At 69.7% G+C, this 16001-nt stretch carries 11 protein-coding genes and 1 tRNA gene; 8 read left to right on the top strand and 4 right to left on the bottom strand.

The features are described from left to right. The 3 genes from ACTH43_RS17020 to ACTH43_RS17010 all read right to left on the bottom strand — a co-directional run. A partial coding sequence (locus ACTH43_RS17020; protein WP_441446085.1) for a 2-oxo acid dehydrogenase subunit E2 occupies positions 1-1727 on the bottom strand: 1727 nt, incomplete at its 3' end. Positions 1728-1934: 207 nt separating this feature from the next. Continuing rightward, positions 1935-3032: an ATP-binding protein gene (locus ACTH43_RS17015; RefSeq protein WP_441446084.1), complete on the bottom strand. Its 1098-nt coding sequence runs from the start codon at positions 3030-3032 to the stop codon at positions 1935-1937. Then, complete coding sequence (locus ACTH43_RS17010) at positions 3029-3853, bottom strand: response regulator transcription factor (protein ID WP_441446083.1); 825 nt, start codon at positions 3851-3853, stop codon at positions 3029-3031. The genes ACTH43_RS17015 and ACTH43_RS17010 overlap by 4 nt, the downstream gene beginning before the upstream one ends. Positions 3854-4249: 396 nt before the next feature. On the opposite strand from ACTH43_RS17010, the gene ACTH43_RS17005 reads away from it, so the two are divergent. From ACTH43_RS17005 to ACTH43_RS16995, 3 genes are all read left to right on the top strand, one after another. Further along, positions 4250-5122: a M23 family metallopeptidase gene (locus ACTH43_RS17005; protein WP_441446082.1), complete on the top strand. Its 873-nt coding sequence runs from the start codon at positions 4250-4252 to the stop codon at positions 5120-5122. Beyond that, a complete protein-coding gene (gene tsaD, locus ACTH43_RS17000) occupies positions 5119-6177 on the top strand; it encodes a tRNA (adenosine(37)-N6)-threonylcarbamoyltransferase complex transferase subunit TsaD (RefSeq protein WP_441446081.1) in 1059 nt (352 codons plus the stop codon). Before ACTH43_RS17005 ends, tsaD begins: the two co-directional genes overlap by 4 nt. Before the next feature lie 78 nt (positions 6178-6255). After that, a tRNA-Arg gene (locus tag ACTH43_RS16995) sits at positions 6256-6331 on the top strand. A 62-nt stretch (positions 6332-6393) separates the two neighbouring features. Here ACTH43_RS16995 and ACTH43_RS16990 read toward each other — a convergent pair. Beyond that, positions 6394-8670 (bottom strand): bifunctional alpha,alpha-trehalose-phosphate synthase (UDP-forming)/trehalose-phosphatase, encoded by a 2277-nt coding sequence (locus ACTH43_RS16990; protein ID WP_441446080.1) that lies wholly within the window; start codon positions 8668-8670, stop codon positions 6394-6396. A gap of 354 nt (positions 8671-9024) precedes the next feature. Here ACTH43_RS16990 and lysA point away from each other — a divergent pair, with 354 nt between their 5' ends. The 5 genes from lysA to ACTH43_RS16965 all read left to right on the top strand — a co-directional run. Further along, a complete protein-coding gene (gene lysA, locus ACTH43_RS16985; protein ID WP_441446079.1) occupies positions 9025-10437 on the top strand; it encodes a diaminopimelate decarboxylase in 1413 nt (470 codons plus the stop codon). 118 nt (positions 10438-10555) lie between these two features. After that, entirely contained in the window at positions 10556-11905 is a 1350-nt protein-coding gene (locus tag ACTH43_RS16980; RefSeq protein ID WP_441446078.1) for a homoserine dehydrogenase, read from the top strand. Between the two features lie 4 nt (positions 11906-11909). Beyond that, positions 11910-12968, top strand: a complete 1059-nt coding sequence (gene thrC, locus ACTH43_RS16975; RefSeq protein ID WP_441446077.1) for a threonine synthase — start codon at positions 11910-11912, stop codon at positions 12966-12968. Beyond that, positions 12965-13879 carry a homoserine kinase gene (gene thrB, locus ACTH43_RS16970; protein ID WP_441446076.1) on the top strand — a complete coding sequence of 305 codons (915 nt, stop codon included), beginning with the start codon at positions 12965-12967 and terminating at the stop codon, positions 13877-13879. Before thrC ends, thrB begins: the two co-directional genes overlap by 4 nt. Before the next feature lie 330 nt (positions 13880-14209). Continuing rightward, positions 14210-16001: Rho termination factor N-terminal domain-containing protein (locus tag ACTH43_RS16965; protein ID WP_441446075.1), on the top strand; the 1792-nt coding region annotated here is incomplete at its 3' end.

The raw sequence follows: 16001 nt of genomic DNA, 5'->3' as shown, positions 1-16001 counted from the left end.
TCCAGCGAGAAGCGCTTCTGGCCCACGAACTTGGTCTGCAGGAAGGTCTCGAAGGCCTCCGCCGCATTGAGCCGATCCATGATGTGGGTCAGCTCGGTCTTGTCGAAGGGCTTGCGCGGAGTCTCCATCTGCTGCTGGATCCAGTCACGCTCCTCCGGGTCGGAGATGTGCATGTACTCCACACCGATGGTGCGGCAGTACGCATTGCGCAGTACCCCGAGGATGTCCCGCAGCGACATCTCGTCCTTGCCGCCCAGCCCACGGGTGGGGAAGGTGCGGTCCAGGTCCCACAGGGTCAGGCCATAGGTCTCGACATCGAGATCCGGGTGGGTGCGCACCTTGTACTGGAGGGGATCGGTGTCCGCCATCAGGTGCCCGCGCACGCGGTAGGCATGGATCATGTCCATCACCCGGGCCAGGCGCTCCGAGGTGGTGTGCTTGAAGGGGTTGTCCGGCACCCAGCGCACCGGCTGGTACGGAAGCCGCAGCGAGACGAAGACACGGTCGTAGAAGCCGTCCTTGCCCAGCAGCTTGTCGCCCATCCGCTTGAGGAACTCGCCCGAGGCGGCGCCCTGGATGATGCGGTGGTCGTAGGTCGAGGTCAGCGTCATGACCTTCGAGATCGCGAGCTCCGCGAGGGTGGCGGGGTTCGCGCCCTGGAACTGGGCGGGGTAGTCCATCGCCCCGACGCCCACGATCACGCCCTGGCCCTGCATGAGCCGCGGGATCGAATGGACGGTGCCGATGCCTCCCGGGTTGGTGAGCGACACCGTGGTGTGCGCGAAATCGTCCATGGTGAGCTTGCCGGCGCGGGCCTTCTTGACGACCTCCTCATAGGCCTTCCAGAAGCCGCGGAAGTCGAAGCGCTGGGCTGCCTTGATGCTCGGCACCACCAGGCCGCGCGAGCCGTCGGGCCGTGGCATGTCGATGGCGAGGCCGAAGTTGATGTCTTCCCGCTTGAGGAGGAGCGGCTTGCCCTTCTCGTCGACATCGAAGCCGTTGTTCATGTCGTTGATCTCGGTGATCGCCTCGATCATCGCCCAGCCGATGAGGTGGGTGAAGGAGACCTTGCCGGCGCGGTGGCGCTTGAGATGGTTGTTGATGACGATGCGGTTGTCGAACAGCAGCTTCACCGGCACGTCACGCACCGAGGTGGCCGTGGGCACCTCGAGGGACTCGGCCATGTTGCGCACGATCGCCGCGGCAGGGCCGCGCAGCTTGACGACCTCGGGCTCGCGCAGCTCGACGGCAGGGATCTGCGACGTGGTGGTGGGGACCTTCGCGGGACGGTCCGAGGTGGTGGAGACCGCCGGTGCCTTGGAGGCTGACTTCGCGGGATGGTCGTTCACGGCAGGGGATTCCTTCGCGGGCTGGGAGGCGGACGCTGGAGCTGCGGCCGACGAGGAGGACGGGGAGGACGGGGAGGACTGGGCAGGGGAGGCCGCTGCAGACGCCGCCTCGGCGGGCTGCGCCGGCGGGGGATCGGCCTTAGCGGCGGATGCCTTCGCGGCAGAAGCGTCCTGCTCCTGGGCGACGGGCGAGCTCTCGGAGCTCTTCGGAGGCGTCGTCGTCGACGTCTCGGAGGAGCTCGAGGGGGAGTCGGTACTCGAGGAGGACTCGGGAGGGGCCGAGGGCTCGGCGTTCACCGTGTGGGTGGAGAAGTACTCCGCCCAGCTCGGGTCGACGCTCGAGGGATCCTCACGCCACTGCTCGCGGAGCGCGTCCACGAGCCACTGATTCGGGCCGAACTCCGCAGAATCGGAGTCCTGTGTCTGCTGTGACACTCTGAGATCGCCAGCCTTCTCACGGTCGAGAGATACGGATGGGCTCAGCCTAACGGCAGACGGTGCCCGACGTGCGCGGACGCCGCCTCCTCGGCAGGAACAGAGGGGGTGAGGTGCCTGACATCACCCTGTCAGGCCAGGATCACCCTGTCAGACCAGGGGCGCGTCCCCCGGGAGCACAACTCGGATCAGCGAGGAGCGGCCGTCCTGGTCGTCCCGGCTGCGGGGGTCGTCGAGCACCTCGATCGTGCCGCCATGCAGGCCCACCGCCCATCGGGCGATCGCCAGGCCCAGGCCGGTGCCTCCCGAGGAGTCGGCGTAGCCCCCTCGCTGGAATCGTTCGAACACGCGGGAGCGGTCCTCGCGCGCGATGCCCGGGCCCTCATCGTGCACGTCGATCCGCACCCCTCGGTCCGTTCCCGTGCGCACCGCGGAGATATGTATCCGACCGCCGACGGGGGAGTGCCGGGCGGCGTTCTCGAGCAGGTTGTGGATGACCTGATGCAAGCGGGCCGCATCCGCCGCGACCGACAGGTCGGGAGGATCGACCTCGACGATCCACCTCACGTCGCGGCCGCCCGAGGCCAGGGACGCGGCGTCCACCACCTCGTGGAGGAACGGAGTGAGCTCGACGGCCTCGAGATCCAGCTCGACCACCCCGGCATCCAGACGGGAGAGATCCAGCAGGTGGCCCACCAGCTGGGAGAGCCGCTCGGTCTCGTTCAGCGCCACCTCGAGAGCGGCGGGGTCGGGCTCGGTGACCCCGTCCACGAGATTCTCCAGCTGCGCGCGCAGCCCGGCGACCGGGGTGCGCAGCTCATGGGAGACGTTGGCGACCAGGTCCCGGCGCATCCGGTCGGTCTGCTCGAGCTCAGAGGCCATCGTGGAGAACGCTGCGGCCAGCTGACCCACCTCGTCGCGGCTGCTGGTGCGCACCTCTCGGCTGTAGTCGCCGCGGGCCATGGCCTGGGCGGCGCCGGTCATCTCGCGCAGCGGCGAGGTCATGCCGCGGGCCAGCAGCTGGGTGAAGACCAGCGCGGCGATCACCACCAGGGGCAGCGCGAGCAGCGGTTCGATGCCGGCACGGATGCTCACCTGCGTGAGCAGCGCTGCGACGCTCACGCTCGCCGCGACCAGGATGCCGAGCTTGACCTTGAAGGAGCGGAAACGATCCAGGGGGCGCACGTCGAGCCGCTCGGGGACGCGGCGCCGAGAAGAGCCGGGCACCCCGCCCCGGGGGGAGCTCACGAGCCGTCGGTGGGAAGGTTGGGGGTCGCCATCGAGGAGAGGTCCGGTGTGGTCCCTGCACTCGTGCCCGGAGCCTCCGCGCCCGCCTCCGGGTCCTCGGGGATCTCCAGGGCGTAGCCGACTCCGTGGACCGTGCGCACCAGGTCGGCGCCGAGCTTGCGGCGCAGCGCCTTGACGTGGGAGTCCACGGTGCGGGTTCCGGTCGCGTCCACCCAGTCCCAGACATCCGCCAGCAGCTGCTCGCGAGTCAGGACGGTGCCGGGCGCTCCAGCCAGGCACAGCAGCAGATCGAACTCGGTGGGCGTCAGATGGGCGGGGGCCCCAGCGCGCATCACCCTGCGGCCGGCCCGGTCGATGACCAGGTCCCCGAACTCAAGAGCCTCCTGCTTCTCCGCCTCGGTGGGGGCCGGTGCACCGGCGCGCCTCACCCGTCGCAGCAGCGCCTTGAGGCGGGCGACGAGCTCGCGCATCGAGAAGGGCTTGGTCATGTAGTCATCCGCGCCCACGCCGAGGCCCACCAGCATGTCGGTCTCGTCGTCGCGCGCGGTGAGCATGAGCACCGGGACCGGCTCGTCGGCCTGGATCCGGCGGCACACCTCGAGCCCGTCGAAGCCCGGGAGCATCACATCCAGCACCACCACATCGGGTCGCACCTCGGCCACCGTCCGCACTCCGGACGGACCGTCCAGGGCGGTGGAGACCTCCCACCCTTCGGCGGTGAGCCGGTCGGCGATCGCACGGGTGATCGTGGGCTCGTCCTCGATCACCACCACGCGCACGGGGGCGTTTCCGGTGGCTGCTGTCTTGTCCGGGGTCGGCATGGGGACACTCTAGACGGCGCTGCCTGGATCCCTCCGGGTAACGGCCGGGCAGGTGGGGACCTGCGACCGGCCCGGCACCCGGCGCGTGACGGCGGGTATCGCAGCGGCAGGAACCGCAGCGACGGGTGCCGCGCCGGAATGTGACGCACGGGGCACTCCCGAGCCTCCGGACGTGATGCGAACCCCTGGCTGGGCGCCCTCGCGTCAAGATCGGGCAACCTTTATGGCATCTCGGCAAAAACTTGGCAATGACCCGGTTGACCTGCTCGTCGGGCGCCCCGAGCGGCACGTAGTTTGGTCGAGGTTGTTCGGCGACGCGTACTTCCCCTGTCCGGCGTCGCGTTCGGACAGAGGCTTGAACGGGAACTACGCAGTCGCAATGGAAGAGGTCAACACGTGGCGAATCATCGCGCCGACGGACGCGCAGCAGTGCGCAAGCACCGCGCAGTCGGAGGGACCCATCGCGATTCTGCACTCTCTTCGGGTGCCTTGAAGGCGGGTGTCCTGGGAGTCCTGGCCACCGCCACCATCGCCGCTCCGCTGGCTGCCGCCGCGGCCGGGATCGATGAGGCCGCCCCGCAGGGCGAGACCGTGGCGCAGGCTCAGCCCGCTGCCGTCGCCGCGCAGCCCGCTGCCGCCATCGCCCCGGTGGCGCTGCCCGCCGCCGAGGCCGCCGCGACCGTCGATGCTGCGGTCGAGACCCGCACCGAGGAGGACGGCGCCAGCCGCTCCGAGGAGCGCACCGCTCCCGCGTCCGACGAGGCCGCCGCCGAGGAGCCTGCAGAGCAGGGCACCGGCATCGAGGTCTCCCTCCCTGAGCCCGAACCCGAACCCGAGGCGGTCGAGGTCGACGGCTCCGGCGCGGCGGCTCCCATCGGCGGCTCCGGCTACGTCCGTCCCGTCAACGGCACGATCACCTCCGGCTACGGCGGCCGCGTCCACCCCGTTCTCGGCTATTACAAGGGCCATGACGGCGTCGACTTCGGTGCCTCCTGCGGTACCCCGGTGCACGCGGCCAAGTCCGGCACCGTCGTCGCGGTCGAGTACCACCACGCCTCCGGCAACCGGGTCAAGATCGACCACGGCAACGGGGTCGTCACCGGCTACTACCACCTGCAGGGGTTCAACACCTCGGTGGGTGCGACCGTAGGCGCAGGCGACACCATCGGCTACGTCGGCTCGACCGGCCGCTCCACCGGCTGCCACCTGCACTTCGCGAAGATGGACGAGGCGGGCAACTACTCCAACCCGATGTCGATCCTGCGGTGACGACCTCCGGGTCCCCGATCGTCCTCGGGATCGAGTCCTCGTGCGACGAGACCGGGTTCGGCCTCGTCTCCGACGGAGTCCTCCTGGGGCAGGGTCTCGCCTCGAGCGCCGCCCAGCATGCTGACTTCGGGGGAGTGGTCCCCGAGATCGCCGCCCGTGCCCACGTCGAGGCGGTGGTCCCCACCCTGCGAATCGCCGTCGAGGACGCCGGCATCCAGCTGTCGGACATCACCCACGTCGCTGTGACCTCCGGTCCGGGCCTCGCCACTGCAGTTCATGTGGGCCTCGCCGCCGCGAAGTCGATCGCATGGTCGCTCGGCAAGCCCCTGTACGGCGTCCACCACCTGGCCGGACACGCCGCCGCCGACACCCTCGAGCACGGCCCGCTGCCCGAGCGCAGCATCGTGCTGATCGTCTCCGGTGGTCACACCTCGATCCTCGCCGTCGGGGATCTGGTGCGCGATCCCATCGAGCACCTCGGCGACACCCTCGACGACGCTGCCGGCGAGGCCTTCGACAAGGTCTCGCGTCTGCTGGGACTCGGCTATCCCGGTGGCCCGGCGATCTCCCGTGCCGCGGTCGAGGGGGACCCCACCGCGTTCTCCTTCCCCCGCGCGATGCTGCGGCCGAAGGACGCGCCGTTCACCTTCTCCTTCTCCGGGCTGAAGACTGCGGTGGCTCGGACCGTCGAGACCCTCGAACGGGCGGGAGAGCCGGTGCCGGTCGCAGACATCGCAGCCTCCTTCGAACAGGCCGTGGTCGACGTGCTGGTCAAGAAGGCGCTCCGGGCCGTGAAGGAACGGAATCTGGACACCCTGATCATCGTCGGCGGCGTCGCCGCGAATGCTCGGCTGCGCGCCGTGGCGCAGGAGAAGTGCGACGCGGCGGGCATCGAGCTGCGGATCCCACCGCCGGCGCTGTGCACCGACAACGGGGCGATGATCGCCGCTGTCGGCGACCTCCTGGTACGCTCCGGCGCCGCTCCGAGCGGGCTGCGCATCGCCGCGGATCCCTCCGCCGTTCTGCACGGGGCCCAGCTGCCGCTGCTGCGGTGAGGTCCCGCTCACACCGACCGTCTGCGGAGTGTCCGAGGACGACCCCGGGCGAGAGGTGTTGCTAGACTTCCGTGGTCGGCCCGCGTAGCTCAGTGGATAGAGCGTCTGCCTCCGGAGCAGAAGGTCGTAGGTTCGAATCCTGTCGCGGGCACCAGAATGAAGAGCCGGGACGTCGTCAGCAGACGGCGTCCCGGCTCTTCTCTGTTCCGCTGAGGATCAGCTCTGCTCGCCCCGCAGCGCGAGCAGCCGCTGCAGCACGCCCCGCACCGCCTCGGTGTCCGAGATCCGCAACGTGGCCGCGGTGTCTCCGCCGCCCACCTTGAGCCCCACATCATGGGCGCCGAGCTGGGCGAAGACGGATTCGTCGGTGACGTCGTCACCCAGGTAGAGCCACGCGTCGGCGGCGCTCGCCCGGGCCAGGGCATCGATGGCCACCCCCTTCGAGGTGTGGACGACGGCGAACTCCACCACCTCCTTGCCCGGCGTCACGGTGACATCCGGCAGGGTCGTCGCGTATTCGAGCGCGGACTCCGTGGCGTTGATCGCGCCGCGGCCCTTGGCATTGCGGGTGTGCAGCACCGCAGCCGTCGGCTTGGTCTCGACCTCCGTGCCCGGATGGGCACGGGCGATCCTGCGCAGGGTTGCCGTGATCGATGCGAGCAGGTCCTCCTTCTCCGGAGTCATCGCCAGCGCCGTCTTGTCGACCACCTCAGCCTGCATCCACGGCGGCAGCGCCCCCACCTCCGCACCGTGGGATCCCACCAGCACCACCGAGCTGGGCATGTTGGTGAGCGCGTCCAGGTCGGCCAGCGCCCGCCCCGAGACCAGGGCGACCGCGACGCCGGGCAGCTCCGAGAGCTCGCGCAGCGCGGTGAGCGAAGGGAAGTCGGGCTGGACCGCATCGCGATCGGCGACGATCGGTGCGAGCACCCCATCGAAGTCCGAGGCGATCAGCAGCCGCGGCACCTCGGTGAAGTCCTTCAGCGCCGTCTCGATCTCTGCGTCCGCGCTGGTCTTGTCCCCTCTCAGGTGCACCACCGGGGTGGTCTTCTGCTCCGGGGTCCGGGACTCTTCGAGCTGCTGCAGGAAGCTGTGCGCCCAGGCCTGCACATCCTGCTCCATCACCTGATGGCGCAGGGAGCGCATCGCCTCCTCCTGCTCCTCGGGCGGCATCGCCAGCGCCCGCAGCGTCGCCGCCTTCAGCTCGTCGATGTCATGCGGGTTCACCAGCACCGCGGCACGCAGCTCGTCGGCGGCGCCGGCGAACTCGCTGAGCACCAGCACCCCCTGGAGGTCGGGCCGGGAGGCGACGTACTCCTTGGCCACCAGGTTCATGCCGTCGCGCAACGCCGTCACCAGCACCACGTCCGCAGCCATGAACAGCGCGGTCATGTCGCGGCGATCGAAGGAGTGGTGCTGATAGGAGACGGCGGGGCGGCCGATGGGGGCATGCTCGCCGTTGATCCTGCCCACGATCAGCTCGATCTCGTCGCGCAGCTGGCGGTAAGCCTCCACCCGTTCCCGGGACGGAGTGGCGACCTGGATCATGACCGTCTCGTGCGGATCGATAGACCCGTCATCGAGCAGCTCGCCGTAGGCCTTGAGGCGGTGGCGGATGCCCTTGGTGTAGTCGAGGCGGTCCACTCCCAGCACGATCTTCTCGGGCTCGCCGAGGTCTCGGCGCAGCTGCGCGGCACGCTCCCGGATCTCCGGGTCCTCGGTGAGGGCGGAGACGGCGGCGGAGTCGATCGAGATCGGGAAGGTCTGCACCTGTACCTCGCGCACAGGAGCGGCGCCGAGGCCGGGCACGAAGATCGTCTTCCCCTCGACGTGGTAGCCCAGGAGCTTGCGCACCGCCGCCACGAAGTTCAGCGAATCGCTCTCGCGCTGGAAGCCCAGCAGGTCGGCGCCCAGCAGCCCGCGCAGCACCGAGTTCCGCTTGGGCAGCTGGGAGAACAGCTCCACGGCGGGGAAGGGGATGTGGTTGAAGAATCCGATCCGCACGTCGCTGCGCGAGGCCCGGATCATCTGCGGCACGAGCTGGAGCTGGTAGTCGTGCACCCAGATCATCCCGCCCTCGGCCGCCACCTGGGCCGCGGTCTGCGCGAAGCGCCGGTTCGCCGAGAGATAGGTGTCCCACCAGCCGCGATGGAACTCCGGCTCGACGATGACGTCGTGATAGAGCGGCCAGAGGGTGCCATTGGAGAACCCCTCGTAGTACCGCTCGATGTCCTGCTGGTCCAGCCGTACGGGGTACAGGCTCATCCCATCCGCGTCGAACGGGTCCGGAGCGTCTCCCGGGGAGCCGCCCCATCCCACCCAGGCCCCCGAGTCGACGTTGCGCATCACCGACTCCATGGCCGTGACCAGGCCGCCGGGGCTGGTCACCCACTCGGTGGCACCATCGGGAAGCGTGCGTGAATCCACCGGCAGCCGGTTGGCGACCACCACCAGCTGGTGGTGCCCGCCCTGAGTCGAGGATGCTGAGGGCATCGGGTCTCCTTCGCGTCGAGTCGGGTGAGGAGGCGAGGGGGCTGTCGTCGCCCGAGAGCGACGGACAGGGCTCCCGCGCCGATATCTCGACACTATCAAGTGCGCTCACTCACCCCGTCGCGCCGGAAGGCCCTGAGCCTGCCGGTGAGCTGGGGTTCTGACCGGCGTGGAGGATCCCGGCCGGCTGGATGGGCACAGCTCTGAGCCGGCTGGACGGGCACAGCCCGGAGGGGCGTTCGCGGACCGGACGCGCCTGCGCCGTGCGCGGTGGCGCGCCTACCCTCGGCAGGGCGCCGATGGCGCGACCCTTCGGCACGTCCGCCGGGGCGGGAGAGTGCGAGACCAGGAGCAGATATGCGCGCCCACGAAGCCGGAGCCCTTCATGGCAACGATGCCGCCCCCACCTGGCTGCCCTATCCGACCGATGTCAACACCCTGATCGATGGGCTGTGGTCGCGCAACACCTCCAGGAATGCACAGGGCGCGGTCGAGGTGGGCGGGGTCGACGTCCACCGCATCGCCGAAGAGGTGGGCACCCCTGCGTTCGTGCTCGACGAGGAGGACTTCCGCCACCGGGCCCGGGCCTTCCGCGATGCCTTCGCCGAGGCGTTCCACGCGCATGCCGGGGCCGATGTCTACTACGCGGGCAAGGCCTTCCTGTGCGGGGCGGTGGCCCGCTGGGTCCAGGAGGACGGGCTGGGCCTCGATGTCTGCACCGGCGGCGAGCTCGCCGTGGCGCTGCGTGCTGGATTCCCCGCTGCCCGTATCGCGCTGCACGGCAACAACAAGTCCGAGGGCGAGATCCGCCGCGCCCTCGAGGCAGGGGTAGGCCGTATCGTCATCGACTCGCTCGAAGAGATCGAGCTCGTCAACGCGCTCGCCGAGCAGCTCGGCGTGCGCACTGCCGTCATGCTGCGGGTGACCACCGGTGTGGAGGCGCACACCCACGAGTTCATCGCCACCGCGCACGAGGACCAGAAGTTCGGTCTCTCCCTCTCCGGAGGCGCCGCCCTGGAATCGGTGCGTCGCGTGCTCGAGGCACCCCAGCTGGACCTGATCGGCCTGCACTCCCACATCGGTTCCCAGATCTTCGACACCGGCGGCTTCGAGGTCGCCGCACGCCGCGTGCTCGGGCTGGTCGCCGAGGTCCGGGACGAGCTCGGTCACACCATCAAGAACCTCGACCTCGGCGGCGGCTTCGGCGTCATGTACAACACCCAGCACACGCCGGCCACGCCGGAAGCGCTCGCGAACGGCATCGCCCGGATCGTCGAGAAGCAGTGCCTCGAGCTCGAGCTCGACGTGCCCCACGTGTCCTTCGAACCCGGCCGCGCGATCGCCGGCCCCTCCACACAGACGCTCTACTCCGTGGGCACCATCAAGGACGTGCGCCTCGGCGGCCCTCATCACCGCCTCTACGTCTCGGTCGACGGTGGTATGAGCGACAACGTGCGCACCGCCCTCTACGACGCCGACTACTCGTGCCTGCTCACCGGTCGGGTCTCCGACGTCACCCCCGAGGTGGTCCGCGTGGTCGGCAAGCACTGCGAGAGCGGCGACATCGTGGTCAAGGACGAGTACCTGCCCGGCGACGTCCGCCGCGGCGACCTGATCTCGGTCCCCGTCACCGGTGCCTACTGCTATTCACTGGCCTCGAACTACAACCATGTCCCGCGACCGCCGGTGGTCGCGGTCCGTGATGGTGAGATCCGCACCCTCATCCGTCGCGAGACGGAGGAGGACCTGCTGGGCCTCGACGTCGGCTGAGCTTCCGGCGGCTGTCGCAATCGTTCATGCAGGGTCACGGAGCGCCCTCCCCCTCGGATACAGTGCGGGGGCCCGCCTCCGCCGATCCGTCGGACCCCGTGGAAGGACCACCTCGCAGATGTCATTGCACCATTCAGGCAGCCCGGTGTCCCCGGATCTGCCGACGCTCCGAGTCGCCGTCCTCGGCGCCGGGACCGTCGGCTCTGAGGTGCTGCGCCTGCTCTCCCAGCAGGGCAGCGAGTTCACCCACCGGATCGGGGCTCGGCTCGAGGTGATCGGCGTCGCCGTGCGCGATCTCGGCCGGGACCGCGGAGAGCACGTGCCCGCGGCCCTCCTCACCGACGACGCGACCCGCTTGGTGCGGGAGGCGGATCTGGTGGTCGAGGTGATGGGCGGCATCGAGCCGGCCCGCACGCTGCTGCTGGACGCGATGATCCACGGAGCCAGCGTGGTGACCGCCAACAAGGCGCTGCTGGCCCAGGACGGTGCCTCGCTCTACGAAGCGGCCGACGCCCATGGCGTGGACCTCTACTTCGAAGCAGCGGTCGCCGGCGCGATCCCGCTGGTGCGCCCGGTGCGCGAGTCCCTCGCGGGGGACCGCATCCAGCGCGTGCTCGGGATCGTCAACGGCACCACCAACTTCATCCTCGACGCCATGACGCGCACCGGGGCGAGCTTCGAGGACGCCCTGGCCGACGCCCAGGAGCTCGGCTATGCGGAAGCTGATCCGACGGCGGACGTCGAGGGCCACGACGCGGCGGCGAAGGCGTCCATCCTCGCCTCGCTCGCCTTCCACAGCCGGGTCCGGCTCGCGGACGTGCACTGCGAGGGCATCACCGCCGTCTCCGCGCAGGACATCACCGCAGCCGCCCGCATGGGACGCACCATCAAGCTGCTCTCGATCGTCGAGCGGATCGAGGAGGAGGGCGGCGAGCGGATCTCAGCCCGTGTCTACCCGGCACTGATCCCCGACCACCACCCCCTGGCCTCGGTCTCCGAGGCGTACAACGCGGTGTTCATCGAGGCAGAGGCCGCCGGCTCCCTGATGTTCTACGGACAGGGTGCAGGCGGTGCACCGACCGCCTCCGCGATTCTCGGCGACGTCGTCTCCGCTGCCCGCGCCCGGGTCCATGGGGGAGTGGGACCGCGGGAGTCCCGCTACGCCGAGCTCGAGTCGATCCCGCTCGAGGAGTTGCGCAGTGCGTTCTACGTCTCCCTGACCGTGCAGGACCGCCCCGGTGTGCTCGCTGAGATCGCCGGCACCCTCTCGGGCTACGGGATCTCGATCTCGACCATCCACCAGGAGCTGCTGGACGAACGCGGAGAGGAGGGGGAGCAGGCCCGTGCCCACATCGGCATCAGCACCCATCGTGCGCTCGAGTCCGCGATGACCGCCTCTCTGGATGTGTTCTCCTCCACTGCCACGGTGCTCAGCATCGATTCCGTCCTGCGCATCGAAGGAGAATGACCCAATGGCACACCAGTGGCGCGGCGTCCTCGCCGAATATCTCGAGCACCTCCCGTTCACCGCGAACGACACCCTGCTGACCCTCGGGGAGGGAGGCACCCCGCTGCTGCACGCGCCCACCCTGTCGAAGACCGTGGGCGCGGACGTGCACATCAAGGTCGAGGGGATGAACCCGACGGGCTCCTTCAAAGACCGGGGAATGGTCTCCGCGATGACGAAGGCGCTGAACGACGGTGCGACCGCTGTCGTGTGCGCCTCCACCGGGAACACCAGCGCGTCGGCCGCCGCCTACGCCACCGCCGCGGGCCTGACCTGTGCGGTGCTCCTGCCGCAGGGCAAGATCGCTGCTGGCAAGCTGGCCCAGGCAGTGGTCCACGGTGCCAAGCTCATCCAGGTCGACGGCAACTTCGACGACTGCCTCGAGATCGCCCGCAAGCTGGACGCAGAGCATCCGATCGAGCTCGTGAACTCCGTGAACCCCTATCGGCTCCAGGGCCAGAAGACCGCCGCTTTCGAGGTCGGCGATGCCCTGGGCAGGGCTCCGGACATCCACATCCTCCCGGTCGGCAACGCGGGGAACATCTCCGCCTACTGGATGGGCTATCGCGAGTACCGCGAGGCAGGCATCACGCAGTCGCTGCCGCAGATGTGGGGTTTCCAGGCCGCCGGCTCCGCACCGTTCGTGGCGGGCCACCCGATCAGCGACCCCGAGACGATCGCCACCGCGATCCGGATCGGCGCGCCGGCCTCGTGGGACCTCGCCGTGACCGCGCGCGACGATTCCGGTGGTCTCATCGATGCCGTCACCGACCAGCAGATCCTCGATGCGCAGAAGCTCCTCGCCGGCGAGGTCGGTATCTTCGTCGAGCCAGCTTCTGCGGCCGGCGTCGCCGGCCTGCTGCAGCAGGCCGAGCGAGGGCTGGTCCCGGCCGGGGCGACGATCGCGATCACGGTCACCGGCAACGGACTCAAGGACACCGACACCGCCCTGACCCAGCACGACCTGACGCCGACCGTCGTGCCGGTCGACATCGCCGCCGCAGCGGAGGCCATCGGCCTGTGAGGATCCAGAACACGCGAGTGTCCGTGCAGGTCCCCGCGACCTCCGCGAACCTCGGGCCCGGTTTCGACACCCTGGGGCTCGCGCTGGACCTCTGTGACGAGCTGACGGTCGAGGCGACCACCGGTTCGATCGAGATCGAGGTCGAGGGAGAGGGCGCCGGTGCGGTCCCCGCAGGGGAGGACCATCTGGTCGTGCGTGCTCTGCGCCGCGGTCTGGATCATGCCGGTGCTCCCCAGACCGGACTGCGGTTGCGCGCGCTGAACCGGATCCCGCATGGCCGTGGCCTGGGCTCGAGCGCCGCGGCGACGATCGCCGGCCTGCTGCTCGCGCGGGGGATGATCTCTGATCCGCGGGCTCTGGATGACCAGGCTGTCCTGCAGCTGGCCACTGAGTTCGAGGGGCATCCCGACAATGCCGCCCCGGCGCTCCTGGGTGGCGTGGTGCTCTCCTGGATGCACGGCGACACGGCCCGGGCAGTGTCCCTGGCCTGTGCTGAAGGAGTGCTGCACCCTGTGGTGCTGCTGCCGCGCACGACGCTCTCCACCGATCAGGCCCGCGGTCTGCTCCCCGAGCACGTCCCTCACCAGGATGCCGTCCACAACGCCTCCCGTGCCGCGCTGCTCGTGCACGCGCTCAGCGGCGCTCCCGAGCTGCTGCTGGACGCGACGGAGGACCGCCTCCACCAGGAGCAGCGCTCCGCAGGTATGCCCGAGAGCATTGAGCTGATGAAGGTGCTGCGCCGTGAGGGCCACCCTGCAGTGGTCTCCGGCGCGGGCCCTTCGGTGCTGGTGCTGTCGGGACATCGCAGAGAGCTCGCCCCCTTGGTGCGTCGCTTCGTCACGGACCCCGAAGCCTGGCGGATCGCTGAGGTGCGGCTGCGAGAGATCCCTTCCGCCCCTGTGGTAGGTTGAGCCTGCGTCCAGGCGATATCGCACGGCGCTGAACCCTGCAGCAGATCCCCGGTGGATGCTGTGCGCAGAACTCCGCGCCTCGATGTGTCCCCTGATCAGTGCTTCGCACGGTCCTCGCGCACCCTTCATGATGTGCCCCGCAGGTCCGTGCACCTCCGCTGACGCACCCAGAACCACACCGGCAGGCCGACCACAGATGCCTTGCATCCTGGGGGAACAACCCTGCTCGGACCAGTCGCTGCAGCACCCGGAGCCCGAGAGCTCCCGGCGTTGCGCGGCATCCAGACCAGAACAGAGCCGGCGAGAACGGCTCGACAGGAAGGAACCCGGGTGAACGACACCACTTCCGGCGCAGACCTTGCGGCGAAGAAGCTTCCCGAACTGCAGGCCATGGCCGCCGAGCGCGGCATCAAGGGCGCTCGTCGGCTGCGCAAGAGCGAATTGATCGACGCGATCCGCGGGGGTGGATCGACCTCAGCAGCACCCGCTTCCGCCGCAGCGCCCGCCGCTGCCGCCCCTGCCGCAGAGGCCCCCGCCCAGCAGGCAGCTCCGGCGCGGAGCGAGGCTCCCGCCGAACAGGCTCAGCAGAACCCGCTGGGCGAGTCCGGCGATGACCGGGCCGAACAGGGCACCCGCAGCCGGTCCCGTTCCCGTCGCGGCAGCCAGGCTGCCGCACGACAGGACGAGGGCGCCCCTGCACTGGGCATCGAGCTGCCGAGCAGCTCCGCCTCGCGCGGGCAGCAGGACGAGCGTGCAGAGGACGCTGCAGAACGTCACGAGGACCGCAGCCAGCAGGACCGCGGCCAGCAGGATCGCAGCCAGCAGGACGACGGCCGCGAAAGCGGCGGTCAGCAGCGTGGTGGACGCGACCAGCAGCGCGGTTCGCGCAGCGGCAACCAGCAGGGCGGCGGCCAGCAGAGCGGTGGCCAGCAGGACAGCACTCAGCAGAGCGGCGGCCAGCAGGGTGGCAACCAGCAGGGTGGCAACCAGCGCCGCCGGCTCGAAGACATCGAGCTGCCGGATCGCTCCGGCGAGCAGGATGACGATCGCCAGGGCGGGGATGACTACGACGACGACCGTCGCGGTCGGTCCCGCAGCCGGAACCGTTCCCGCGACCGAAAGCGTCGCGGCCGTGGCGCTGCGAACGAGCAGGACGGTCAGGGCAGCCAGGGTGGTCAGGGTGGCCAGGGCGGTCAGCAGGGCCAGCACCACCAGGGCGGCCAGCGGAGCCAGGGCGGCTCGTCGACCCAGGGCGGCCAGCAGGACGGCGGTGACTCCCGCGACGGCGATGAGCTGATGTCGATCGCCGGCATCCTGGACATCCGCGACAACAACGCCTACGTGCGCACCACCGGCTACCTGCCCGGTGCGAGCGACGTGTACGTGACGATGAATCAGGTCAAGCGCGCAGGTCTGCGCAAGGGCGATGCGATCACCGGGCAGGTCAAGGCGCCGCGCGACGGCGAGGACCACTATGTCGAGCAGCCGCAGCAGCAGCATGGCGGTGGCCGGAACCGCCGCGGCAAGAGCGGCGGCGGTGGCGGGAACCAGAGCAAGTACGCGGCGCTGGTGCAGGTCGACACCATCAACGGGATGCCTCCTGAGCGTGCGCGCCAGAGGGTGGACTTCAGCAAGCTCACTCCGCTGTACCCGGACGAGCGGCTGCGACTGGAGACCGATCCCAAGAGCGTCGCTCCCCGGCTGATCGATCTGGTCTCGCCCGTCGGCAAGGGCCAGCGTGGACTCATCGTCGCGCCCCCGAAGGCCGGCAAGACGATCATCATGCAGCAGATCGCGAACGCCATCACGACCAACAACCCTGAGGTCCACCTCATGGTTGTGCTCGTCGACGAGCGTCCCGAAGAGGTCACCGACATGCAGCGCACCGTCAAGGGGGAGGTCATCGCCTCCACCTTCGACCGCCCTGCCTCGGATCATACGATCGTGGCCGAGCTCGCCATCGAGCGCGCCAAGCGACTGGTGGAGATGGGCCGCGACGTGGTCGTGCTGCTGGACTCGCTCACCCGCCTGTCCCGCGCGTACAACCTCGCCGCCCCGGCCTCCGGCCGCATCCTCTCCGGTGGTGTGGACGCCTCGGCGCTGTACCCGCCGAAGCGATTCT

Source organism: Brachybacterium sp., assembly GCF_052095815.1.
Classification (GTDB): Bacteria; Actinomycetota; Actinomycetes; order Actinomycetales; family Dermabacteraceae; genus Brachybacterium.
The sequence above is the reverse complement of the archived record's forward strand: the minus strand, read 5'-3'. Positions and strand labels throughout refer to the sequence as shown.